Origin of the sequence: Roseomonas sp. BN140053 (assembly GCF_047690175.1) — a bacterium.
In the GTDB taxonomy this organism is placed as follows: Bacteria; Pseudomonadota; Alphaproteobacteria; order Acetobacterales; family Acetobacteraceae; genus Roseomonas.
This window is the reverse complement of record NZ_JBLLEB010000015.1, coordinates 41070-62550: the sequence shown is the minus strand read 5'-3', so window position 1 is coordinate 62550 and position 21481 is coordinate 41070. Positions and strand designations below refer to the sequence as shown.

The 21481-nt window shown below is 72.6% G+C and carries 21 protein-coding genes and 2 tRNA genes; 9 read left to right on the top strand and 14 right to left on the bottom strand.

What is annotated here, in order from left to right; translation table 11 throughout:
- Positions 1-146: 146 nt before the first annotated feature.
- From ACLIBK_RS14990 to ACLIBK_RS14970, 5 genes are all read right to left on the bottom strand, one after another.
- Positions 147-1067, bottom strand: a complete 921-nt coding sequence (locus ACLIBK_RS14990) for an ABC transporter ATP-binding protein (RefSeq protein WP_415388082.1) — start codon at positions 1065-1067, stop codon at positions 147-149.
- Positions 1064-2290 carry an ABC transporter permease gene (locus tag ACLIBK_RS14985; protein ID WP_415388081.1) on the bottom strand — a complete coding sequence of 409 codons (1227 nt, stop codon included), beginning with the start codon at positions 2288-2290 and terminating at the stop codon, positions 1064-1066. Before ACLIBK_RS14985 ends, ACLIBK_RS14990 begins: the two co-directional genes overlap by 4 nt.
- Positions 2291-2301: 11 nt before the next feature.
- Positions 2302-3243: an ABC transporter substrate-binding protein gene (locus ACLIBK_RS14980; RefSeq protein ID WP_415388080.1), complete on the bottom strand. Its 942-nt coding sequence runs from the start codon at positions 3241-3243 to the stop codon at positions 2302-2304.
- A gap of 146 nt (positions 3244-3389) precedes the next feature.
- A tRNA-Leu gene (locus ACLIBK_RS14975) sits at positions 3390-3475 on the bottom strand.
- Between the two features lie 164 nt (positions 3476-3639).
- On the bottom strand, positions 3640-4125 hold the full coding sequence (locus tag ACLIBK_RS14970; protein WP_415388079.1) for a cupin domain-containing protein: 486 nt from the start codon (positions 4123-4125) through the stop codon (positions 3640-3642).
- Positions 4126-4325: 200 nt separating this feature from the next.
- Between ACLIBK_RS14970 and ACLIBK_RS14965 the strand changes: the two genes are divergently transcribed.
- Entirely contained in the window at positions 4326-4556 is a 231-nt protein-coding gene (locus tag ACLIBK_RS14965) for a DUF4287 domain-containing protein (RefSeq protein WP_415388078.1), read from the top strand.
- A gap of 32 nt (positions 4557-4588) precedes the next feature.
- On the opposite strand, the gene ACLIBK_RS14960 is transcribed toward ACLIBK_RS14965, so the two are convergent.
- The 5 genes from ACLIBK_RS14960 to ACLIBK_RS14940 form a co-directional block, all read right to left on the bottom strand.
- The gene (locus tag ACLIBK_RS14960) at positions 4589-5881 is read right to left on the bottom strand and encodes an NCS2 family permease (RefSeq protein WP_415388077.1); all 1293 of its coding nucleotides are present in this window, start codon (positions 5879-5881) and stop codon (positions 4589-4591) included.
- 378 nt (positions 5882-6259) lie between these two features.
- Positions 6260-8845 (bottom strand): HWE histidine kinase domain-containing protein, encoded by a 2586-nt coding sequence (locus tag ACLIBK_RS14955; protein WP_415388076.1) that lies wholly within the window; start codon positions 8843-8845, stop codon positions 6260-6262.
- Positions 8842-9429 carry a biliverdin-producing heme oxygenase gene (locus tag ACLIBK_RS14950; protein WP_415388075.1) on the bottom strand — a complete coding sequence of 196 codons (588 nt, stop codon included), beginning with the start codon at positions 9427-9429 and terminating at the stop codon, positions 8842-8844. The genes ACLIBK_RS14955 and ACLIBK_RS14950 overlap by 4 nt, the downstream gene beginning before the upstream one ends.
- A gap of 188 nt (positions 9430-9617) precedes the next feature.
- Positions 9618-11069, bottom strand: coding sequence for a type I glutamate--ammonia ligase (gene glnA, locus ACLIBK_RS14945; RefSeq protein ID WP_415388074.1), 1452 nt, complete (start codon positions 11067-11069; stop codon positions 9618-9620).
- Between the two features lie 173 nt (positions 11070-11242).
- A complete protein-coding gene (locus ACLIBK_RS14940; RefSeq protein WP_415388073.1) occupies positions 11243-11581 on the bottom strand; it encodes a P-II family nitrogen regulator in 339 nt (112 codons plus the stop codon).
- Positions 11582-12112: 531 nt separating this feature from the next.
- Here ACLIBK_RS14940 and ACLIBK_RS14935 point away from each other — a divergent pair.
- The 3 genes from ACLIBK_RS14935 (at position 12113) to ACLIBK_RS14925 (ending at position 14277) form a co-directional block, all read left to right on the top strand.
- Positions 12113-13321 (top strand): aminotransferase, encoded by a 1209-nt coding sequence (locus tag ACLIBK_RS14935; protein ID WP_415388072.1) that lies wholly within the window; start codon positions 12113-12115, stop codon positions 13319-13321.
- Positions 13322-13470: 149 nt separating this feature from the next.
- Positions 13471-13546: transfer RNA gene (locus ACLIBK_RS14930), tRNA-His, on the top strand.
- Between the two features lie 83 nt (positions 13547-13629).
- On the top strand, positions 13630-14277 hold the full coding sequence (locus tag ACLIBK_RS14925; RefSeq protein ID WP_415388071.1) for a YitT family protein: 648 nt from the start codon (positions 13630-13632) through the stop codon (positions 14275-14277).
- A 370-nt stretch (positions 14278-14647) separates the two neighbouring features.
- Here the strand turns inward: ACLIBK_RS14925 and ACLIBK_RS14920 are convergent, their stop codons facing one another.
- From ACLIBK_RS14920 to ACLIBK_RS14905, 4 genes are all read right to left on the bottom strand, one after another.
- On the bottom strand, positions 14648-14905 hold the full coding sequence (locus ACLIBK_RS14920; RefSeq protein WP_415388070.1) for a hypothetical protein: 258 nt from the start codon (positions 14903-14905) through the stop codon (positions 14648-14650).
- Positions 14902-16083, bottom strand: a complete 1182-nt coding sequence (locus ACLIBK_RS14915) for a M20 aminoacylase family protein (protein WP_415388069.1) — start codon at positions 16081-16083, stop codon at positions 14902-14904. Before ACLIBK_RS14915 ends, ACLIBK_RS14920 begins: the two co-directional genes overlap by 4 nt.
- Before the next feature lie 80 nt (positions 16084-16163).
- On the bottom strand, positions 16164-17021 hold the full coding sequence (locus ACLIBK_RS14910) for an SDR family oxidoreductase (RefSeq protein WP_415388068.1): 858 nt from the start codon (positions 17019-17021) through the stop codon (positions 16164-16166).
- Complete coding sequence (locus ACLIBK_RS14905) at positions 17018-17776, bottom strand: extensin family protein (protein ID WP_415388067.1); 759 nt, start codon at positions 17774-17776, stop codon at positions 17018-17020. The genes ACLIBK_RS14910 and ACLIBK_RS14905 overlap by 4 nt, the downstream gene beginning before the upstream one ends.
- A 128-nt stretch (positions 17777-17904) precedes the next feature.
- Between ACLIBK_RS14905 and rplM the strand changes: the two genes are divergently transcribed.
- The 5 genes from rplM to ACLIBK_RS14880 all read left to right on the top strand — a co-directional run bounded on the left by rplM (position 17905) and on the right by ACLIBK_RS14880 (position 21421).
- Complete coding sequence (gene rplM / locus ACLIBK_RS14900) at positions 17905-18405, top strand: 50S ribosomal protein L13 (RefSeq protein ID WP_415388066.1); 501 nt, start codon at positions 17905-17907, stop codon at positions 18403-18405.
- Positions 18406-18408: 3 nt separating this feature from the next.
- Positions 18409-18921: a 30S ribosomal protein S9 gene (gene rpsI, locus ACLIBK_RS14895; RefSeq protein WP_415388065.1), complete on the top strand. Its 513-nt coding sequence runs from the start codon at positions 18409-18411 to the stop codon at positions 18919-18921.
- Positions 18922-19080: 159 nt separating this feature from the next.
- Positions 19081-20037, top strand: coding sequence for an N-acetyl-gamma-glutamyl-phosphate reductase (gene argC / locus ACLIBK_RS14890; RefSeq protein ID WP_415388064.1), 957 nt, complete (start codon positions 19081-19083; stop codon positions 20035-20037).
- Entirely contained in the window at positions 20034-20564 is a 531-nt protein-coding gene (locus tag ACLIBK_RS14885; RefSeq protein WP_415388063.1) for a gamma carbonic anhydrase family protein, read from the top strand. Before argC ends, ACLIBK_RS14885 begins: the two co-directional genes overlap by 4 nt.
- A 218-nt stretch (positions 20565-20782) precedes the next feature.
- Complete coding sequence (locus ACLIBK_RS14880; protein WP_415388062.1) at positions 20783-21421, top strand: hypothetical protein; 639 nt, start codon at positions 20783-20785, stop codon at positions 21419-21421.
- Positions 21422-21481: the final 60 nt, after the last annotated feature.

Genomic DNA, 21481 nt, shown 5'->3' with positions numbered 1-21481 from the left:
GCCGGAGGCACTCATGAGGTCGAGGAGCCTAAGCTCCTCGCGGGGGCTCCAAGGGGGCAGGGCCCCCTTGGCCACGGCCCGAACACCTGGAACAACCGCTCCACCGGACCGAAACCGGCATGTTTCCAGGACCACGGCCACCCGCATCAGGCTGCGGCCAGCAGGTCGGGCAGAGCCAGGACCCGGGGCGGGGGGCCGGGCAGGGCGACGCGGCCGGTGCCGCGGTCCAGCATCAGCAGCAGCGCGTCCTTCAGGCTCGCGTCATCCGGCAGGACGGGCAGGCCATCCGCGTCGCCGGCCCGGGCCAACGGGGCGGCGGGCAGGGTGGCGAGGCGGTGGAAGGCCAGCGTGTTCTCGCCCAGCAGCTGCCGCACCGGGGCGGCAGCGTCGCGGCCCAGCACGGCGGCCGGGCAGCCCTGCGCCAGGATGCGGCCGCGGCCCAGCACCACCAGCTGGTCGGCCAGGGCGAGGGCTTCCTCCAGGTCGTGGGTGACGAAGACCACCGTCTTGCCGGTGCGGGCGTGGATGCGCCGCAGCTCCGCCTGCAGGGTGCGGCGGGTGCCGGGGTCGAGGCCGGAAAACGGCTCGTCCAGCAGCAGCACCGGCGGGTCGGCGGCCAGGGCGCGGCCCAGGCCCACGCGCTGCGCCTGCCCGCCGGACAGCTCGTGCGGCCAGCGGTGACGATAGGTGGCGGGGTCCAGCCCGACCAGCGCCAGCAGCTCCTCCGTGCGGGCGGCGATGCGGGCGGCGTCCCAGCCCAGCAGCCGCGGCACGGTGGCGAGGTTGTCCGCCACCCGCCAGTGCGGAAACAGCCCGATGGACTGGATCACGTAGCCGATGCCGCGGCGCAGCGCTTCCGGATCGGCCGCCGCCACGTCGCGCCCGTCCAGCAGCACGCGGCCGGCGCTGGGCTCGGCCAGCCGGTTCACCAGCCGCAGCAGCGTGGACTTGCCCGAGCCGGATTCGCCCAGCAGCACGCAGAAGGACCCGGCCGGCACCACCAGATCCACGCCGTCCAGCACGGGGGCGCCGCCGTAGTCCTTGCGCACGCCCTCAAAGCGGATCACCGGCCGCCCCCCGGCGTCAGCGCCTTCTGCCAGGCGCCCAGCACGGCGTCGGCCAGCAGGCTCAGCGCCACCACGGGCAGCACGCCCAGCAGGATCAGGTCGGCCGCCAGCTGGCCGATGCCGGCGAACACGATGCTGCCCAGGCCCCCGCCGCCCACCAGCGCCGCCAGCGTGGCCAGCCCCACCGCCTGCACCGCCGCGGTGCGCACCCCGCCCAGGATCACCCCGGCGCCGAGCGGCAGCCGCACCCGGCGCAGCACCTGTTCGGGGCTGAGCCCCATGCCGCGCGCCGCGTCCAGCACCGGTGCCGGCGCCGCGCGCAACCCGGCCAGGGCCGCGGCGGCGATCGGCAGGACGAGGTAGCCGGCGATGGCCAGGACCGCCGGCGCCGGCCCGATCCCCGCCAGCCCGATGCCGCGCAGGGTGGGCCAGGCATTGGCCAGCGCCGCCAGGGGCGCCATCAATAGCCCGAACAGCGCGATGGAGGGGATCACCTGCACCGCATTGGCCGCTCCCAGCAGCACCGCTTCCAGCCGCGGCCGAAACAGCGCCAGGGCGGAGAGCGGCAGCGCCACGAGGAGGGCCAGCGCTAGGGCGGCCGCGGCGATCAGCCCGTGCTGCCACAGGGCTGCGCGCAGTTCCGCGCCGCGCGATGCGGCCTCGTGCAGGATGGACAGCGGCGCCAGCGCGCCCGCCCAGACCAGCGCCGCCGTGCCCAGCGCCGCGACCGCCGCGAAGCGCCCCAGCCCGGCCCCGCGCCCCGCGGCGCAGCACCCGGCCGCCAGCGGCAGGGCCAGCAGCGCGACCCAGACCCCCGCGGCCGGCGCCGCCCGCGCCAGGCGGGAGGCCCCGTCCAGCGCCGCCCCGGCGGCCAGCCCGGTGGCCGCCAGCAGCGCCACCGCCGCCAGCGCCGCCGCGACCTCCGCCCAGGGCAGCAGCGCCGCGCGCCGGGCCAGCAGCGCGGTTGCGAGGCAGGCGAGCAGGAACAGCGCCACCGCCAGTGCCGTGCCGGTGTTCACCGGCAGCGTCACCGGGCGCGGCGACACTAGCCGGTTGGCCGCCACCGAGATCCAGCCGAGCAGGAAGGGCGCCGCCGCGGACACCGCCGCCAGCAGCGTCGCCGCCGTGGCCTCGCGCGGGACGCTGCCCGAAACGGCGCGCCGCCCCTCGGCAGGGTGCGGCACGGCGCCCGGCGCTGCCGGCCCGGCCGGCTGCCGGCGCATCGGCGCGGCGCCTAGCGCCCGATGCCGAGGCCCCGCAGATGCGCCTGCGCCACCTCGCGCAGGTTGCGGCCTTCCACCACCGCCTGGGCGTTGAGGGTTTGCAGCGTTTCCAGCGACAGGGAGGCGAAGATCGGCTTCAGCCAGTCGCCCATGCGCGGGTTGGCGCGGAACACCTCGCCGCGCACCACGGGGGCGGGCTGGTAGACGATCTGGGCGCCCTTGGGGTCGCCCAGCACCTTCAGCTCCAGCGCCGAGATCGCGCCGTCCGTGCCGTAGACCATGGCGGCGTTGACGCCGTTCAGCCGCTCCGCCGCCGCGCGCATGGTCACCGCCGTGTCGCCGCCGGCCAGCACCAGCAGCCGCTCCGGCGGCAGGGTGAAGCCGTAGGCCTTCTGGAAGGAGGGCAGCGCCGCCGGGCTTTCCACGAACTCGGCCGAGGCCGCCAGCTTGAAGGCGCCGTTGCCGGCCAGGTGCCGCGCCAGGTCCTCCAGCGTGTTCAGCCGCGCGCTGTTCGCCAGGTCCTGCCGCACCGCGATGGCCCAGGTGTTGTTGGCCGCCGCCGGGTCCAGCCAGACCAGGTCGTTGCGCTCGGCATCCTGGGCGCGGACCTTGGCGGCACCCTGGGCGGCGTCGTGCCAGGCGGGGTCGTCCTCCTGCTGGAAGAAGAAGGCGCCGTTGCCGGTGTATTCCGGGTAGACGTCGATTTCCCTGGCCAGGATGGCGGCGCGGAGGATGCGGGTCGGGCCGAGCTGCAACCGCCGCTCCACCGCCACGCCGTTGCTCTCCAGCGCCAGGGCGATCATCTGCCCCAGCAGCGCCCCTTCCGTGTCCAGCTTGGAGGCCACCACCACCGGCTTTCCCTGCGCCCGGGCAGCGTTGCGTGGCAGGGCCGCCAGCGCCAGGAGCGCCAGGGACGCGCGCAGCAGCGTGCGGCGAGACGGGCTGGCGGACATGGGCGGACTCCTCGGGTGGCGAGCCGAAGCTTCGGCCACATCACCCATCCGGTCCAGCGAAGGCGGGGAGGTTCCGTGCTGGGGCGCGGTGCCGTGTCGCGGACAGGTCACGGTGCCGGGTGCGAAGGTCGCGGAACAGGCCGGGCTGGTAGGGGTGGGGGGACTCGAACCCCCATGTTCTTGCGAACGCTCGATTTTGAGTCGAGTCCGTCTACCGTTCCGGCACACCCCCGCAGGGCTTCGCCCTTAGCATGGGCCGGCCGGGCAGGCGAGGCGTCGCGACGACGGCAGCGTCCCGAAACGCGGAGCCGGACCGCCCGCCCGGCCAATCCCGGAACACCGCGGACGCCAGCGACCGAGGGCCCGGCGGCCACCGCTCCCGCGGGAGCGGTGGCCTTACGGAACCGGATGCGTGTCGTTCGCCCGCTGCGGCGGCAGCTTGATGGCCAGGGCCCGGAACCGCCCGGTGGAGGCGCGCGACCCGGCATGCACGGTGCCGCGGGGGATGATGATGAGGTCGCCCGCCCGGACCTGCACCTCCCGCTCGCCCAGCCAGAAGGAGCCGGCGCCGTCCAGGACGAGCTGGATCTCGTTGGCATCGGCGTGGAAGTGCTTCAGGACGTTGCCGCTCTGCACCGCCACGGTGCCCTGCTCGGTCGCCACCAGCGTGCGCGAGCGCAGGTCGGTGTTGTTCACCAGCGGCCCGATCTCCTCCTCGCTCAGCGCGAGGAGGTTGATGATCTGTGGGGTCAGCGCCGGCGGGGCGGGCTGCGCCGCGGCCGGGACCGAGGGCTGCGCCTCGGCCGGGGGCGCCACCCGCGCGGCCAGCAGCCCCGCGGCAAAGGCAGCCACGAGGCTGCCGCACAGAACGGAACGTCGCATGGCGTTTGTTTCCCCCGAGGGTGGTCGTGTTCGCGTCGCCCCTGGCCGTTGCCGGGGCGGAGCGATGTTTGCACCCGGTTCCGCGAAGTTCCAGGCGGGGGAAAGGGCAGGATGCAGGACCGCCTGCCACAGGCCCTAGCGGTCCCGGAACCGCCGGGCGACCGTTCCGCCGGATTGCCCGAACCGGACCATTCCCGACCGTGGCTGACGGACCGACCCAGGGCCCCGCTTCCAGTTTTCCGGCCATCGAGAAGAAGCACGGCAGGCCCATCGCGGCATGGCAGGCGCTGATCCACCGGCACCTGCCGGCCCGGCACATGGAAGTGGTGGCCCTGCTGAAGCACGGGCACGGGATGGGCCACGGCCATGCCAATGCCCTGGTGGCGCAGGTCCTGGCCGCCGGGAAGGACCGGACCGCGCTACCGGGATGAACCGGGCGGGGCCGCGCCCGCCCGGTCGCGCCTCACCCCGCGCCGAGCGCGAACTTCAGCACGCTCAGGCCGGCGATCAGCCACACCGCGCCCGACACCTCGCGCCCGCGGCCGGCGATGGCCTTCACCACCGCGTAGGTCACGAAGCCCAGCCCGATCCCCGTGGCGATGGAGAAGGTGAAGGGCATCGCCAGCGCGGTGACGATGGCGGGCAGGTAGTCGGTGGTGTCGTCCCAGTTCACGTCGCGCAGCGACTTGGCCATCAGGCAGGCCACGAACAGCAGCGCCGCCCCCGTGGCGTAGCCGGGCACGGAGGTCGCCAGCGGCGCCAGGAACAGCGTCAGCAGGAACAGCCCCGCCACCACCAGCGCCGTCAGGCCGGTGCGCCCGCCGGTCTGGATGCCCGCCGCGGATTCGATGTAGCTGACGGTGGTGGAGGTGCCGAGCACCGCCCCCAGCATCGCGCCGCAGCTGTCGGCCAGCATGGCGCGGCCCAGCCGCGGCACCGTGCCGTCCGGGTTCATCAGCCCGGCGCGGTGGGTGGTCGCGATCAGCGTGCCGGCATTGTCCAGCAGGTCCACCAGGAAGAAGGTGAACACGATCCCCACCAGCCCGATGCCCAGCGCACCGGGAATGTCGAGCTGCAGAAAGGTCGGCGCCAGGGAGGGCGGCAGCGACACCACGCCGTTGAAGGTGGTCAGCCCGAAGGGAATGCCGGCCAGGGCGATGATGATGATGCCCAGGATAATCGCCCCCGGCACCCCGCGCGCCACCAGCCCGGCGATCAGCAGGAAGCCCAGGCAGGCCAGGATCACCTTGGGGTCGGACAGGTGGCCCAGCCCCACCAGCGTCGCCTGGTTGGCTACCACCACGCCCATGCCCTGCAGGCCGATCAGCCCCAGGAAGAAGCCGATCCCCGCGGCGATGCCGAGCTTGAGCGAGAAAGGGATGGTGTTGATCAGCCATTCCCGGAACCCCGCCACGGAAACCAGGAAGAACAGCAGCCCCGACACGAACACCGCCCCCAGCGCCACCGGCCAGGGAATGCCCATGCCGCCCACCACGGCGAAGGCGAAGTAGGCGTTCAGCCCCATCCCCGGGGCTAGCGCGATCGGGTAGTTGGCCAGCAGCCCCATCAGCGCCGAGCCGATCGCCGCGGCGATGCAGGTGGCCACGAAGGCCGCGCCCTGGTCGATGCCGGCGGCCGCCATGATGCCGGGATTGACCACCACGATGTAGACCATGGTCAGCCAGGTCGCGAGGCCGGCCATGACCTCCGTGCGCGGCGTGGTGCCGCGCTCGCGCAGCCCGAAGAACGTGTCCAAGTCCCGAGTCCCCCTCGACGATGCCCCGCACTGTGTAACAGCGCGCGCGGGAACCGAAGCCGGGCAGCGCCTGGATGCTGCGCGGTTCCGGGTGGTGCGGGTTGGTCTCGAATGTTCGGCCGTGGCCAGGGGTGCTGCCCCTGGACCCCGCCGGGGAGTTTAAACTCCCCGGACCCCACGTTGAGTGCCTCCGGCGGGGGCGGGATGGCCGAGGTTGGCCACCCGGATAAACCTGTCCCAGCCCGCCCCCGCCGGAGGCACTCATGAGGTCGAGGAGCCTAAGCTCCTCGCGGGGGCTCCAAGGGGGCAGAGCCCCCTTGGCCACGGCCTGAACACCCCAGGATCAACCGGCCCACCAGGACCGGAGCGCCCGCGCCGTCAGGTCTGGCGGGATGCGCCGATCAGCGCGGCCAGGGCGTCCGCGGCATCCTCGCCGCCGTAGGGCTTGTTCAGCACCGCCGCGTCGCGGAAGCGTTCGGGCAGGATGGTGTTGGCCTCGTAGCCGGTGGTGAACAGGAAGGGCACGCCGCGTTCGGTCAGCACGTCGGCCACGGAAAACACCTGCTCGCCGTTCAGGTCCACGTCCAGCAGCGCCCCGTCCAGCGGCTTGCTGACCGCCAGCCGCACCGCCTGCGCCAGGGTGGCGGCCGGGCCTTCCACCGTCGCCTCGCGCCCGGTCAGCGCGTCCACCAGTTCCATCGCCACCAGCGCCGCATCCTCCGCCACCAGGATGCGCAGCCCGGCCAGGGAGAAGCGCGCTGGCGGCGGCGGCGGCGCGGGTTCCGGCACCGGCGCGCTGCTGGTGGCCTCCACCATCTGATTCAGGGGGATGGTCACCACGCAGCGCAGCCCGGCGGGGTCGAAGTTCATCTCCGAGGTGCCGCCCAGCTCGTAGCTCAGGCCGCGCTCCACCACGGTGGAGCCGAAGCCGCGCCGCTTGGGCGGCGACACCGGCGGTCCGCCGCTCTCCACCCAGTCCAGCAGCACGTTCTCGCCGCGCACGCCCCAGCTCACCGATACCTGCCCGGCCGGGCTGGACAGGGCGCCGTACTTGGCCGCGTTGGTGGCCAGCTCGTGCAGCGCCAGGCTGACCGCCAGCGCCGCCTTGGGCTTCAGCCGCAGCGCCGGCCCGCGCACGAAGGCGCGCTCGGCGCCCGCCGCGCGGTAGGGGCGCAGCTCCTCCTCCACCAGGGAACGCAGGTCGGCGCCTTCCCAGCGGGTGTTGGTCAGCAGGCTGTGCGCGACCGCCATGGCGCGGATGCGCCGGTCGAAATCGTGCACGAAGCCTTCCAGGCTGCCGGCGCCGGAGCGGGTGTGGCGCACCAGGGCCTGGATGTTGGCCAGGGTGTTCTTCACCCGGTGGTCCAGCTCGGCCATCAGCAGGTCCTGCTGTTCCCGCGCCTGGGACCTTTCGCGCGACACCTCGTCGATGCGGCGCAGCACCACCTCCAGCAGGCTGACATGCAGCGCCTGGGCGGCCTCCACCTCCACCGGCTTCCAGGGGCGGGAGCGGCCACGCACGGTTTCCTGCCAGGCCGCGAAGGAATGCCGCGGCGACAGCCGGGCGCCGTCGCCGCCGGGCTCCACCGGCTTGTCGGGGTTGCCCGCCCAGGTGACGGTGCGCACCGCTTCCGGCCGGAACCACAGGATGACGTCGTGCGGCGCGCGGCTGACCGACAGGGCCAGCACGCCGCTGGCAACCTCCGCGAAGTTCCTGGCCGGCTCGTAGACCTCCGGCAGCCGGTCCAGCGCCGTCACCCCGTCGCCCGCGGTTTCCGCCAGCCAGGCCGCCAGCGCCCGCACCTCCGCCTCGTCGGGCGTGACCCCGGCGCTGGCGTAGCGGCCGTCGATCAGCAGCGCCACGCCCTCGGAATCGACGTAGTCCTTCAGGCTGGGGCGGTTGCGGATCAGCCCGTCGCCGAGCTGCTCCTCGCGCGCCATCACCTGCACGAGTTGCTCGTGCACCCGCTGCATGTGCAGGGCGTAGTCGTGGTCCGCGCGCTGCTCGATCGCTTCCAGCTGGAAGGAGAACATCTGCGCGAAGAGCGCGCAGGCCGTGCGCAGCATCGGCGCCAGGTGCCAGGGCGCGCGGTGGTGGCAGGCAAACAGGCCCCACAGCTTGCCGCCGCGGATGATGCTCAGCGACATCGAGGCCCGCACGCCCATGTTGCGCAGGTATTCCAGGTGCACGGGCGACACGCTGCGCAGCGCGCAGTCGCTCATGTCCAGCGGCTGCCCGGTCAGCGGGTTCAGTGCCGGACGCAGCGGCGACGGGCGGTACTCGGCATCGGGGATCAGCCGCAGCCACTGCCGCAGGTACAGGGCCCGCGCCTGCCTGGGGATGTCCGAGGCCGGGAAGTGCTGCCCCATGTAGCTGTCGATGTCGGCCGCCTTGGCTTCCGCGATCACCGTGCCGCTCTCGTCGGGCAGGAACTGGTAGGCCATCACCCGGTCGAAGCCGGTGGCGGCGCGCAGCTCCGTCGTGGCGGCTTGGCAGAACTCCGTCAGGGAGGAGAAGCCCTGCAGCCGCGCCATCATCGCCTGCACCAGCGACAGCGCCTGGGGGCGGAAGCCCGGGCCGGGCACGGCCAGCGGTTCCAGCTCCATGATCAGCCCGGCCGGGGAGCGCCGCGCCTGCAGGTCGAAGCGCCGGCCCGGGGCCAATTCCACCGCGGGAAAGACCTGTGCCTGGCCGTCCAGGCCGCCGCCCGTGGCCGCCGCTTCGCGCAGAGCGGACAGCAGCTCCGCGCCCAGCACCGCCTCGGCCGGACCGTCCAGCACGGCTTCGGGCGCGCGGTCCAGCAGCCCCGCCGTGTTGCCCGCCAGTTGCAGCACCCGTTCCCCGGCGGGGTCCAGCACCAGCAGCAGGCCGTGCGGCTGGATGGAGCCGGGAATGTGGATCGGCTCGCGCTCGCAGGTCGCGAGGTCGGCGAGGTGGCTGTCGGGCAGGGTGTCGTCGCTCACGCCGCGTCGGCCTCGACCGGCAGGCAGCGCGGCATCCAGTCCGCCAGCGCGGCAAAGGTGGCGGCCGCGGCCTCCGTGGCGGCCGGCGCGTCCGCGCAGTGCGCTTCCAGCGCTGCGCGAAAGGCGCGCCAGCTTTCCCCCGCCGGCGGACGGCCCAGCCCGGCATGGAAGGAGGCGCCGCTTTCCGCCGATACGCCCAGCGCGGCCGCGGCCCGCCGCAGCACCACCTGCCCGCCCAGCACGGAGCCTTCCAGCACGTAAAGGCCGCCGAAGGCCTGGTCGCGCGTTTCGAAGCGCGGCAATGCGACGCAGCGGGGCAGGGCGCGGATGCGGGCCGGGCTTTCGCCCAGCGCCGCGAGATCCGCTTCCAGCCGGGCCGGGCGCCAGCCCACCACGTTCCGGCCGAGGCCCAGCGCCTGCCAGTCGAAGCCGGCCAGGGCCGCTTCCAGGGGCGCGAAGCCGCCCAGCATGGCGCCGAGCATGGCGGCATAATGCCCGCGCGACCGCAGGCACCGGTCCAGGTCCAGCTGCGCCTCGAGCTGTTGGTGGAGGGGAGCGGTGCCGGCTCGCAGGGCAGACAGCACGGAAGTGGCAGGGCTTATGGCCGGGGCGTCCAGAAAACGGGACGTGATCATGCCGCAGCGGCGCCCGGAAGAACAGCGGCCAGCGCCCGCCGGCCGGTTGCGCCGGTGCCGCAACGAGCCGGCGGCGGGCGGGAACGAGAAGGGGCGCCTCGCGGCGCCCCTCCGGTGTGTCCGTGCGGGAAAACCGCTCAGACGGAGTAGTACATCTCGAACTCGACGGGGTGCGGGGTGTGCTCGAAACGGTACACGTCGGCCCACTTCAGCTCGATGTAGCTGTCGATCTGGTCGCGGGAGAAGACGTCGCCGGCCATCAGGAATTCGTGATCGGCCTGCAGCGCGCCCAGCGCTTCGCGGAGCGAGCCGCACACGGTCGGAATGCCCTTCAGCTCTTCCGGCGGCAGGTCATAAAGGTCCTTGTCCATCGCCTCGCCGGGATGGATGCGGTTCTTGATGCCGTCCAGCCCGGCCATCAGCATGGCTGAGAAGGCCAGGTAGGGGTTGGCCGCCGGGTCGGGGAACCGCACCTCGACGCGCTTCGCCTTGGGGTTGGTCGCGTAGGGGATGCGGCAGGAGGCGGAGCGGTTGCGGGCCGAATAGGCCAGCAGCACGGGGGCCTCGAAGCCGGGGATCAGGCGCTTGTAGGAGTTGGTGGAGGGGTTGGTGAAGGCGTTCAGCGCCTTGGCGTGCTTGATGATGCCGCCGATGTAGTACAGCGCGTACTCGCTCAGGTCGGCGTAGCCGTTGCCGGCGAAGAGCGGCTTGCCGTCCTTCCAGATCGACTGGTGCACGTGCATGCCCGAGCCGTTGTCGCCGTAGACGGGCTTCGGCATGAAGGTCGCGGTCTTGCCGTAGCTGTGGGCGACGTTGTGGATGCAGTACTTGTAGATCTGCATGTGGTCGGCCTGGGTCAGCAGCGGGCCGAACTTGGTGCCCAGTTCGTGCTGGCTCTGCGCCACCTCGTGGTGGTGCTTCTCACCGATGACGCCCATCTCCATCATGGTGGAGAGCATCTCGGCGCGCAGGTCCTGCTCGCTGTCCACGGGGGGAACGGGGAAGTAGCCGCCCTTCACGCCGGGGCGGTGGCCCATGTTGCCCTCGGGGTAGTCCTTCAGGCTGGCCTTCGGGCCCTCGATGCTGTCGAGCTCATAGGTGCCGTAGGTGCCGCCGGTGCCGAACTTCACGTTGTCGAAGATGAAGAACTCGGCTTCCGGCCCGAAGAAGGCGGTGTCGCCGATGCCGGAGGACTTCAGGTAGGCCTCGGCCTTCTTGGCGGTGCCGCGCGGGTCGCGCGAATACAGCTGGCCGGTGGAGGGCTCGATGATGTCGCAGAACAGGATCAGCTGCGGCTTGGCGCTGAACGGGTCCATGCAGGCGTTCAGCGTGTCCGGCATCAGGATCATGTCGGACTCGTTGATCGCCTTCCAGCCGGCGATCGAGGAGCCGTCGAACATGAGGCCCTCGGCGAAGGTTTCCTCCTCCACCGTGGAAACGTGCTGCGCCGTGTGGTGCCACTTGCCGCGCGGGTCGGTGAAGCGGAAATCGACGTACTCGACGCTGTTTTCCCGGATCATGTCCATGACCTTGGTCACGCCGTCCGGAACCGCCGGGGCCGCCGGGGCTGCTGCGGGCTTCTTCGCCATGCTGTGGGTCCTGTTCCCCTCGTGGTGATCAACGCAGAGTGCGCTTCAAACAACCCGCGCGGTTCCCGGGCAGACGTCGCCCAGGAGCGCTCGCGGCACGCCGGACGCGCCCGGCACGCGGGGACGGGTTCTGGGCCCGACCGCCGGCGCGGCGCGTCCGGAATCTCGCTTCGCTAGACGGCGTCCTCGCCGCGCTCGCCGGTGCGGATGCGGATGACTTCCTGGATGTCGGACACGAAGATCTTGCCGTCGCCGATGCGGCCGGTTCGCGCGGCCGCGGTGATCGCCTCGATGGCGCGCTCGGCCAGGTCGTCGGGGCAGATCACCTCGATCTTCACCTTGGGCAGGAAGTCCACGACGTATTCGGCGCCGCGGTACAGCTCGGTGTGGCCCTTCTGCCGGCCGAAGCCCTTGGCCTCGACCACGGTGAGGCCCTGCAGGCCGATCTCGTGCAGGGCGTCCTTCACCTCGTCGAGCTTGAAGGGCTTGATGATCGCCTCGATCTTCTTCATCGGCTCCGCGTCTTCGTTTTCGAACCGCGCCGTTTCTGCGGCACGGCCGGTCGTTCCCCGGTTACGCGCGGCCGGTGGGTCCGGCGCTGTTTCCGCAGCTGGGCTCGGCCCTGGGTGTTGCACGCCCCGTGCCGGGCCGGCAATGGCGGCGAAGGGAGGTTTCGGCCCCGCCGCCCCGGAGGACCGCTGCCCGCCTCGGCAGGCTGCCTAAGAATTGGGCATCGGGCTGCGGTGCAGACCCGCCATCATGGCCCAGGGCAGGCGGCAGGCTGCATCCGGTCACCACGGCCGCGGTCCCGGCGCTTGCGGCAGGCGCTGCCGCGCCTGCACGTCCCTCCCTGGCCGGCAAGCCCGGCCCCGGTTGCGCGAGGGGGGAGGGGTCCCCATCATGCGCTCTCGCCGCCGGGCCGGACGGGAACGCGCGTTCACCCGGGAACGCCGCGCCGGTTCCTCGCGCCGCTTCCCGACCCCTGGCCGGGCAGCACCGCGAGGAACCGGGCATCCGGGCGGGCGGGAAAGGAAACACGCCCCATGAAGCCGCAGAACTCGCTGCTCTCAGGCATCGGCACCACCGTGTTCACCGTGATGTCGGCCCTGGCGGCGCAGCACGGCGCCATCAACCTCGGCCAGGGCTTCCCGGACTACGAGGGGCCGGAGGACGTGGTGCGCGCCGCCGCCGACGCGCTGCTGGACAACCGCAACCAGTACCCGCCGCTCACCGGCCTGCCCGAGCTGCGCGAGGCCGTGGCGGCCGCCAACCACCGCTTCTACGGCATCCAGGCCGACCCGGCCGCGGAGGTGATCGTCACCTCCGGCGCCACGGAGGCGATCACCGCCTCGCTGATGGCGATCCTCGATCCCGGCGACGAGGTCGTGCTGATCGAGCCGCTCTACGACACCTACCTGCCGGTGGTGCGGCTGCTGGGCGCGGTCCCGAAGCTGGTGCGCCTCGCCCCGCCGAAGTGGGAGCTGCCGCGCGCCGAACTGGCCGCGGCCTTCGGGCCGCGCACCAAGGCGATCCTGCTCAACAGCCCGATGAACCCCTGCGGCAAGGTGTTCACCGCCGCCGAGCTGGCCTTCATCGCCGACCTCCTCCAGCGCCACGACGCCTACGCGATCTGCGACGAGGTCTACGAGCACCTGACCTTCGACGGCTGGAAGCACATCCCGCTGATGACGCTGCCGGGGATGCGCGAGCGCTGCCTGCGCATCGGCTCGGCCGGCAAGACCTTCTCGCTCACCGGCTGGAAGGTCGGCTACGTCACCTGCGACAAGTCCATCGCCGGCAACGTCGCCAAGGCGCACCAGAACCTGACCTTCACCACACCGCCCAACCTGCAGCGCGCCGTGGCGCTGGGGCTGCGCAAGGGCGACGACTACTTCGACAGCCTGGCCAGCACCCTGCAATCCCGCCGCGACCGGCTGGCCGCGGGGCTGGAGCGGCTGGGCTTCGGGGTGCTGCCGGCGATGGGGTCCTACTTCATCACCGCCGATTTCCGCCCGGTGATGGGGGCGGAGGCCGCGGACGACGTGGCCTTCTGCCAGCACATCACCGAGGCGGCCAAGGTCACGGCCATTCCCGTCAGCGCCTTCTATGCCGGCGCCGAGGCCCCCACCCACTACGCCCGCTTCGCCTTCTGCAAGAACGAGGCGGTGCTGGACGCCGCCCTGGAACGGCTAGCCACCTGGCAGGCCGGCCGCGGCGTGGCCCGGGCGGCCCCCCGTGCCGCGGCGGGCTGAGGTGCGCCGCCACCCGGCCGCCCAGCACCCCGGTTGACGAGAACCGGGCCGGCGCCCTACACCGCCGGCCCGGACCCGTGCCATGCGCGGGTCGGGCACCTCGCCTCGCGCGGGGTGCGGGTCCTCGTTTCGCGAGGTCCCCCGGGGTGGCGGCCTTAGCTCAGTTGGTAGAGCGCCAGGTTGTGGTCTTGGATGTCACGGGTTCGAATCCCGTAGGTCGCCCCATCCCCTTTTCTCCCGCTTCCTGACCTGATTCCCCGCTGGCACGGGACTGGCTGGCGTTTGCCGGACCGGCCGGAAAGGACCCCATGCGGAACCAGCGCGCCCCGTCCCCGCCCGCCGCGCCTGCGCCACCGCCCGCGGTCCAGAAGCATTCCGCCCTGGAGGACGCGCATGCCCTGCTGATGGGCGCGCTGTTCATCGCCTTCGGCTTCGCCCTGCTGCAGCGGGCGGAACTGACCACCGGCGGCACGGCCGGCATCGCGCTCACCCTGCACTACGTCACGGGCGCCTCCACCGGGCTGCTGTTCTTCCTGCTGAACCTGCCCTTCTACCTGCTGGCCTGGCGCAGCATGGGACGCGCCTTCACCCTGAAGACCCTGGCCACCAACTTCCTGCTCGCCGGGCTGGGCTGGCTGCTGCCTGAGGTGCTGAGCCTGTCCTGGGTGAACCCGCTCTTTGCCGCGCTCGGCGCGGGCACGCTGATGGGCATGGGCGTGCTGGCCCTGGCGCGGCACCGCGCCAGCGTCGGCGGCATCGGCATCCTGGCGATCTACTTCCACGAGAAAGGCCGCTGGCGCGCCGGCCGCGTGCAGCTGATCTGCGATGCCGCCATCATCCTGGCCGCCACGCTGGTGCTGCCGCCCGACCGCGTGGCCCTGTCCGTGGCCAGCGCCGTGGCCCTCAGCCTCGTGCTCATCATCAACCACAAGCCCGGCCGCTACGCCGGCTACTGACCCACCGGCTCAACGGCTGGTTTCGTGCCGTGCGGGGGCTGTTCCGGATGGGGCGGGTTCGCTTGGGGTTTGAGCGTCGGCCAGGGGCGCTGCCCCTGGACCCCGCCGGGGAGTTACGAACTCCCCGGACCCCGCGTTGAGTGCCTCCGGCGGGGGCGGGATGGCTGACGGTGGTCATCAAGGGCCGCGTTATCCGGCCCGCCCCCGCCGGAGGCACTCATGAGGTCCAGGAGCCTAAGCTCCTGGCGGGGTGTCCAGAGGGGCAGAGCCCCTCTGGCCCAGGCACGAACACCCAGGGAAAACCCGGTCCACCCGGAACAGCCCTCCCGCGCGGCCCGGAACCAGCCGCCGACCGGGTGAGCCCCGGCGGTCAGCGCTTCGGGGTGCCGCCATAGGGGCCGGGGTAGGGCGGGGCTTCGTAGGCGGGCGGGTAGGCGCGGGCGTCGGCGGCGTCCACGGCGGAGCCGACCATGGCTCCCAGCAGCGCGCCGGCGGCGGCGGCCGAGCCGGCATCGGTCAGGGCGGGGTCGGGCACCACCACCTGCACGCAGCCGCCCAGCAGCAGGGCGGCCAGTGGCGCCAGCAGGGCCGCGTGGGGGATGGGCCGGGTCAGGGGGAGGCGGGTCATGCGCGCGGCATCTGCTGCTCGGCCAACGTCGCCCAGTAGGAGGCGCCGACGGGCAGGATCTCGTCGTTGAAGTCGTAGAGCGGGTGGTGCACCAGCGGGTCGTGCGGCGTGCGGCCGCCGCCCAGCATCAGGTAGGCGCCGTCCTTGGCGTTGAGCATGAAGGAGAAGTCCTCGCCCCCCATGGTCGGGCTTTCCATCTCGTGCACGCGGTTCTCGCCGGCCACGGCCATGGCGGCGCGGCGGGCGAGGGCGGTGCTCTCGGGCTCGTTCACCGTGGCGGGATAGGCGCGATCGAAGCGCACCTCGGCCGCCGCGCCGAAGGCGGTGGCGATGCCGCCGGCCAGCTCGCGCACCTTGCGCTCCAGCAGGTCGCCGACCTCGGGGCGGAACCAGCGGGCGGTGCCGCGCATCCGCACGCTCTCGGGGATCACGTTGAAGGTGTGGCCGCCCTCGATATGGGCGATGGTGATCACCCCCGCCTGCACCGGCTCCACGTTGCGCGCCACGATGGACTGCAGCGCGGAGACGATCTGCGCCGCGATCACGATGGGGTCGTTGCCGTTGTTGGGCATGGCGCCGTGCGCGCCCTTGCCGGTCACCAGGATCTCGATGTTGGCCACCGCCGCCATCACGGGGCCGACGCGCCAGGCGAACTGCCCGGCGGGGATGGAGGGCCAGTTGTGCATCCCGAAGACGCGCCCCATCGGGAAGCGCTCGAACAGCCCTTCGCGCACCATCACGTCGCCGCCGCCGAAATTCTCCTCGGCCGGCTGGAAGATGACGTAGGCGGTGCCGGAGAAGTTGCGCGTTTCCGCCAGGTACTTCGCCGCGCCCAGCAGCATGGCGGTGTGGCCGTCATGGCCGCAGGCATGCATCACCCCCGGGGTGGCGGAGGCATAGGGCAGGCCGGTCTGTTCCTCGATCGGCAGGGCATCCATGTCGGCGCGCATCCCGATGGCCGGGCCCTGGCCGGGGCCGCCCGCACCGTGGATCACACCCACGACGCCGGTGCGTGCAATGCCCGTCACCACTTCGTCGCAGCCGAATTCCCGCAGCCGCTCCGCCACGAAGGCCGCGGTGCGGTGTTCCTCGAAGGCGAGCTCGGGGTGGCGGTGCAGGTCCTGGCGCCAACCCGTCATCTCGTCGTGGAATTCGGCAATTCGGTTGAGAATGGGCATCAGGCGTGATCCGGCAGGCTGTGAGGAGGTTTGGGGCGCCCGGGCCGCGAAGGCAAGCATTCCGGATGCCAGCTTCCTTGTCAGGGACGCGAAAAGGTCAGGCGCAGCCCTTCTTCCAGCCCGATCGGGTCCACGCCCAGCTCCCGCCGCAGCGGCCCGACGTCGAAATCCTTGTTCTCCCCCAGGCGGCGCAGCTCCGCCGCGCGCACGGTGGGCAGGCCGGGCAGCAGCCGCGTCAGCGGCGCCAGGACCAGCAGCGGCCAGAGCGGCACGGGCAGCACCCGGCGCGGCGCCACCCCGGCGGCGCGGCACACCGCGGCCAGGAAGTCGGCGTAGCGCAGTGCGGCAGGGCCGGCCACCACGATCGCCCGCGGCCCGTCCCAGTCCCGCCGCAGCGCCGCCAGCAGGGCGCGCGACACGTCCGACTGATGCACCGGCTGCACCAGGGCGCGGCCGCCGCCCGGCAGCGGAGCCACCGGCAAGCGGCGCAGCAGCGCGGCCAGGCGCTGCACGTTGTCCTCGCCCTCGGCGCCGAAGATCATGGTGGGGTGCAGCATCACGCCCGGCCGGCCGCTCGCCAGCAGCGCCGCCTCGCCGGCGCGCACGCCGTCGCCATGCGCGTCGCGCCAGCGCGAGAAGCGCCGGGTGCTGCCCATCAGCACCAGCGGTGCCCCCGCGGGGGCCGCCGCGATCACCGCCGGCGCGTGCCGGGCATGGGCGCAGCTCGCCACCCGCCCGGCCCCCGCCAGCGCCGCCCGCAGCGCCGCCGGGTCGCGCAAGTCGGCCACCGCCGGTTCGCCCGGCAGGCCGGTGGCACGCCAGCGGCCGGGGTCGCGCACCACCGGGCGGAAGGCTTCCCCCGCGGCCAGCAGGGCGCGGCACAGCGCGGCGCCGGACCGGCCGGACGCGCCGATCACGGCGATGGGTCCCGAACTCAAAGGCAGCTTCTCCACGGCCCGCGATCGAGGTGGAAGTGGTCGCGGTGCGCCGCGTTGTAGTCCGGCCCCAGCACGCCGTCGAAGACCCGGCAGGCGCCCGCCCGCACCTCCCGCAGAAAGGCGCCGCGCGGGCCGGGGTCGTCCCAGTCGCGCAGCAGCGTCACCTCCCGCCCGTCGGCCAGGGTGAAGCCGGCGACGTCCAGCGCGCTGGCCGTGGCGTGTTCCGAGCGCCGGGTGCCGCCGCGCACCGCCCGGCAGTTGAAGGTGCCGAGCTGCCGCACCCGCACCACCGCCTGGCCGAAATGCCGCGCCGCGGCCGGCTGCACGGCATGCGCCTCGAAGATGGTCCAGGCGGCGGCCAGGGCGCAGGTCGCCACCGGACCGGGCGGGGCGAGCGCGGCGCCGCCGGTGGACAGGCGCAGCGCCCCCAGGATGGGGCAGTCCTCGCCGCCGTCGCGGTCGGGCACCCGCGACACCGCGATGCCGGAGGCCGCGAAGGCGGCGAAGCAGTTCTCCGGCTGCCAGTCCATGCGCGCCAGCTTGGGGCGGGTCAGCAGGTTGGGCGGGGCGCGCAGGTCCAGCGGCGCCCAGGGGTCCCATGCCGGCGGCAGCCGCAGCAGGCCGGAAAAGGCGATGCTGCTGCCGAGCAGGACGAAGAGCAGGAGGAGGAGAAGGCTGCGCCGCACCGCCGCGAGGTGGGGTGCCCCCCCCGCCGCCGCGAGGGCCGGCAGGGTTCGCGCGACGCCGGGAAACATCGGTGGTATTCTGCTACCACGCCATGTGGTATGAAAATACCACCAGCCGGAAACCCGGCTTTTCGCTTGACGCGCCGGGCCGCAACGGCGATATCCGGCGGCGATTTCACGCGCTTTATTGGATCATCATGCTCGCGACGCAGACCCGCTCGATCAAGCCGGCGGAGGTCAAGAAGGACTGGGTGCTCATCGACGCGGACGGGCTCGTGCTCGGCCGCCTCGCCGCCCTGGTCGCCAACCGCCTCCGCGGCAAGCACAAGTCCACCTTCACCCCGCATGTCGACTGCGGCGACCACGTCGTGATCGTGAACGCCCGCAAGGTGCGCGTCACCGGCGCCAAGGCGGAACAGTCCATCTTCTACTGGCACACCGGCTTCGCCGGCGGCATCAAGGGCCGCTCGGTGCGCGAGCGCCTCGACAGCCGCTTCCCCGAGCGCGTGATCGAGAAGGCGGTGGAGCGCATGATCACCCGCAACAACCTCGGCCGCCAGCAGATGCGCAACCTGCACGTCTATGCCGGCGCCGAGCACCCGCATGCCGGCCAGACGCCCTCGACGCTGGATGTCGCCGGCATGAACCGCAAGAACGTCGCCGTTGCCGCTGGCGGCGACCAGAACAAGGCCGCCTAAACCGTGAGCGAGCAGACCTCTTCCCCGACCACGGGCAACTCGCTGGCCGACCTCAAGACGCTGGTCGCCGGCACCCCGGCCGCCGCCGGCGTGCAGGATGCCATCCCCGTCGAGCCCAAGCGCGACGCCCAGGGCCGCTCCTACGCCACCGGCAAGCGCAAGAACGCCGTGGCCCGCGTCTGGATCAAGCCCGGCAAGGGCACGGTCGAGATCAACGGCAAGGCGATGAGCAAGTATTTCGCCCGCCCCGTGCTGCGCATGCTGATCGCCCAGCCCTTCCTGGTGGCCGACCGCTACCAGCAGTTCGACGTGAACTGCACCGTGGTCGGCGGCGGCCTGTCCGGCCAGGCCGGCGCGGTGCGCCACGGCATCAGCCGCGCCCTGACCTATTACGAGCCGGCCCTGCGCCCGATCCTGAAGAAGGCCGGCTTCCTGACGCGCGACCCGCGCGTGGTGGAGCGCAAGAAGTACGGCAAGGCCAAGGCCCGCCGAAGCTTCCAGTTCTCCAAGCGCTGATCGGGCCGCGGGCGCCCATCGGCGCCCGGGCCCTGGCGGCACGGTTCATACGGCAAGGGCGGTCCCGCAGGGGGCCGCCCTTTCTGCTTTCCCACCCCCGTCTTGCTTTTCCGGCGCGACCCGTGCGCCATCCCACCCGAGGAGAGGAGTTCCCGCGTCATGCCCAAGGGTCCCCTGCCCAGCGTCTTCGTGGACGGCGAGTCCGGCACCACCGGGCTGCAGATCGTGGAGCGCCTCGCGGCGCTGCCCGGCCTCGTCCTGCGTTCCCTGCCGGCCGAGCGACGCAAGGACCCCGCGGCCAAGCGCGACCTGATGGCCGAGGTGGACGCCGTGGTGCTCTGCCTGCCCGACGATGCGGCGCGCGAGGCCGCCGCCGTGGCCGCTTCCTTGGGCGAGCGCGCCCCGAAGTTGCTGGACGCTTCCACCGCGCACCGCACCGCGCCCGACTGGGTCTACGGCTTTCCCGAGCTCGCCGCCGGCCAGGCCGAGGCGATCGCCGCCGCACCCCGCGTGTCCAACCCGGGCTGCTACCCCACCGGCGCCGTCGCGCTGCTGCGCCCGCTGGTGGATGCCGGCCTCGTCCCGGCCGACTTCCCCATCACGGTGAACGCGGTGTCCGGCTATTCCGGCGGCGGCAAGTCCATGATCGCCGAGCACGAGAGCAAGGGCGCCCCGAGTTTCGAGCTCTACGGCCTCGGCCTGGAGCACAAGCACGTCGCGGAGCTGCAACGCTATTCCGGGCTGATGCGGCGGCCGATCTTCGTGCCCAGCGTCGGGCATTTCCGCCAGGGCATGCTGGTGTCGGTGCCGCTGCACCTCGACGCGCTGCCGGGCAACCCCCGCAGCGCCGACCTGCGCGCCGCGCTGGAGAAGCACTACGCCCGTTCCCCCTGGGTGCGCGTGCTGCCGGCCGACCCGTCCAACAAGCTGGAACCGGAAGCGCTCAACGACAGCAACGCGCTGGAGCTGCGGGTCTTCGGCAACGACGCCCGGCACCACGCCGTGCTGGTGGCGCGGCTGGACAACCTGGGCAAGGGCGCCTCGGGGGCGGCGGTGCAGAACCTCGGCCTGATGCTGGGCGTGGACGTGGAAGCCCGGCTGGGGCGCGCGGCATGAGCGCCGCCGGCCCGATCCTGCCCTACGAGGGCATCCTGCCGCGCCTCCACGCCACCGCCTGGGTCGCCCCCACCGCGCTGGTGGTGGGCGACGTGGAGCTGGGGGAGGAGAGCAGCGTCTGGTACCATTGCGTGCTGCGCGGCGACACGGCGCGCATCACGGTGGGCGCGCGCTCCAACATCCAGGACGGCACGATCGTCCACCTCAACGCCGACGAGCCCACCACGATCGGCGACGACGTGACGATCGGCCATGCCTGCATCATCCATGCCTGCACCCTGCGGAACCGTGCCTTCGTGGGCATGGGCGCCACGGTGCTGGACCGCGCGGTGATCGAGGAAGGCGGCATGCTCGGCGCCGGCGGGCTGCTGCCGCCCGGCAAGCGCATCGGCCCCAATGAGTTGTGGGTCGGCTCGCCCGCCCGGCTGGTGCGGGTGATGAGCGCGGAGGAGCGCGCCCGCTTCGACCGTACCGCGCCGCATTACGTCCAGCTCGCCCGCCGCCACCGCGCCAGCCAGGCGGGCTGACGCAGAGCCGCCGCGGAACGGCACGGCGCCGTTCCGCGGGCCACACATTTCCCCCCGATCTGCGCTTCCTCCCCGCCGCCCCCGCCCGCACGCCGCCGGGGCAAAGGGCGGTCTTTACGGGTTCGATTCGATATGGCATTGCGGGCCCGCAACGGAACCGGGGCTGCCCAGAACGGGCCGCCCCGGTTTCGCGTTGAACAGGGGGAGAGAATCGATCCATGCCCATTGGGGCCACCGTGGCAGCCGGCGCGGGAATGCACGCGCGGACCAAGGAATTCCTGCGCTACCTCAGCCAGAATCCGGGCGTGCGCAACATGATCGCGGCGCCGGATGACCGCAGCGTCGTCTACGCCGCCGCCTTTCTCAGCAGTCAGTGGCGCAACCAGCTCGCCGCCGCGACCGGCAAGCCCAGTGGCAACCGCACCCGCGCGATGTGGGAGGAGCTGGAGCGGCTGAAATCCGCCGACCGCGCCCGCAACGACTTCGTCATGCTGCCGGACATCCTCAAGGAACTGCCCTCGCCGCCCGGCGCCGATATCGGCGTGACCACGATGTACGGGCACCTGGAAGTGCTGGACAGGCTGGAGCCCTGGAACGTGAACGGCTTCATCGCCTGGCGCGCGGTGTCGGGCATCTACGCGTCCAATGCCCGCGGCCGCGTCCGCTTCTGCGTCGGTGAGATCGGCGCCGGTCCGGACGGCAAGGCGGACTGGCGCGGCAGCAAGGTGATCGCCGCGACGGAGATGTGGGTGCTGCTGCGCAACCGCGAGGTGGACGAGGAAACGCGCAGCATGGCCGAGTACCTGATCGACTGCGTGCGCTCCAAGAACCCGAAGATCAACGTCGCGTTGACTTAGCAACCCGGCGGCGCGCCGTGTCGCTTCCCCTTCCGCGCCACGACCCGCCCGGAGGAAGCC

Excerpts from the sequence above, each read along its gene's own strand:
- ACLIBK_RS14985 (WP_415388081.1), bottom strand. The coding sequence starts at position 2,290 with ATGCGCCGGCAGCCGGCCGGGCCGGCAGCGCCGGGCGCCGTGCCGCAC.
- ACLIBK_RS14980 (WP_415388080.1), bottom strand. The coding sequence starts at position 3,243 with ATGTCCGCCAGCCCGTCTCGCCGCACGCTGCTGCGCGCGTCCCTGGCG.
- ACLIBK_RS14970 (WP_415388079.1), bottom strand. The coding sequence starts at position 4,125 with ATGCGACGTTCCGTTCTGTGCGGCAGCCTCGTGGCTGCCTTTGCCGCG.
- glnA (WP_415388074.1), bottom strand. The coding sequence starts at position 11,069 with ATGGCGAAGAAGCCCGCAGCAGCCCCGGCGGCCCCGGCGGTTCCGGAC.
- ACLIBK_RS14940 (WP_415388073.1), bottom strand. The coding sequence starts at position 11,581 with ATGAAGAAGATCGAGGCGATCATCAAGCCCTTCAAGCTCGACGAGGTG.
- ACLIBK_RS14935 (WP_415388072.1), top strand. The coding sequence starts at position 12,113 with ATGAAGCCGCAGAACTCGCTGCTCTCAGGCATCGGCACCACCGTGTTC.
- ACLIBK_RS14925 (WP_415388071.1), top strand. The coding sequence starts at position 13,630 with ATGCGGAACCAGCGCGCCCCGTCCCCGCCCGCCGCGCCTGCGCCACCG.
- ACLIBK_RS14920 (WP_415388070.1), bottom strand. The coding sequence starts at position 14,905 with ATGACCCGCCTCCCCCTGACCCGGCCCATCCCCCACGCGGCCCTGCTG.
- ACLIBK_RS14915 (WP_415388069.1), bottom strand. The coding sequence starts at position 16,083 with ATGCCCATTCTCAACCGAATTGCCGAATTCCACGACGAGATGACGGGT.
- ACLIBK_RS14905 (WP_415388067.1), bottom strand. The coding sequence starts at position 17,776 with ATGTTTCCCGGCGTCGCGCGAACCCTGCCGGCCCTCGCGGCGGCGGGG.
- rplM (WP_415388066.1), top strand. The coding sequence starts at position 17,905 with ATGCTCGCGACGCAGACCCGCTCGATCAAGCCGGCGGAGGTCAAGAAG.
- argC (WP_415388064.1), top strand. The coding sequence starts at position 19,081 with ATGCCCAAGGGTCCCCTGCCCAGCGTCTTCGTGGACGGCGAGTCCGGC.
- ACLIBK_RS14885 (WP_415388063.1), top strand. The coding sequence starts at position 20,034 with ATGAGCGCCGCCGGCCCGATCCTGCCCTACGAGGGCATCCTGCCGCGC.
- ACLIBK_RS14880 (WP_415388062.1), top strand. The coding sequence starts at position 20,783 with ATGCCCATTGGGGCCACCGTGGCAGCCGGCGCGGGAATGCACGCGCGG.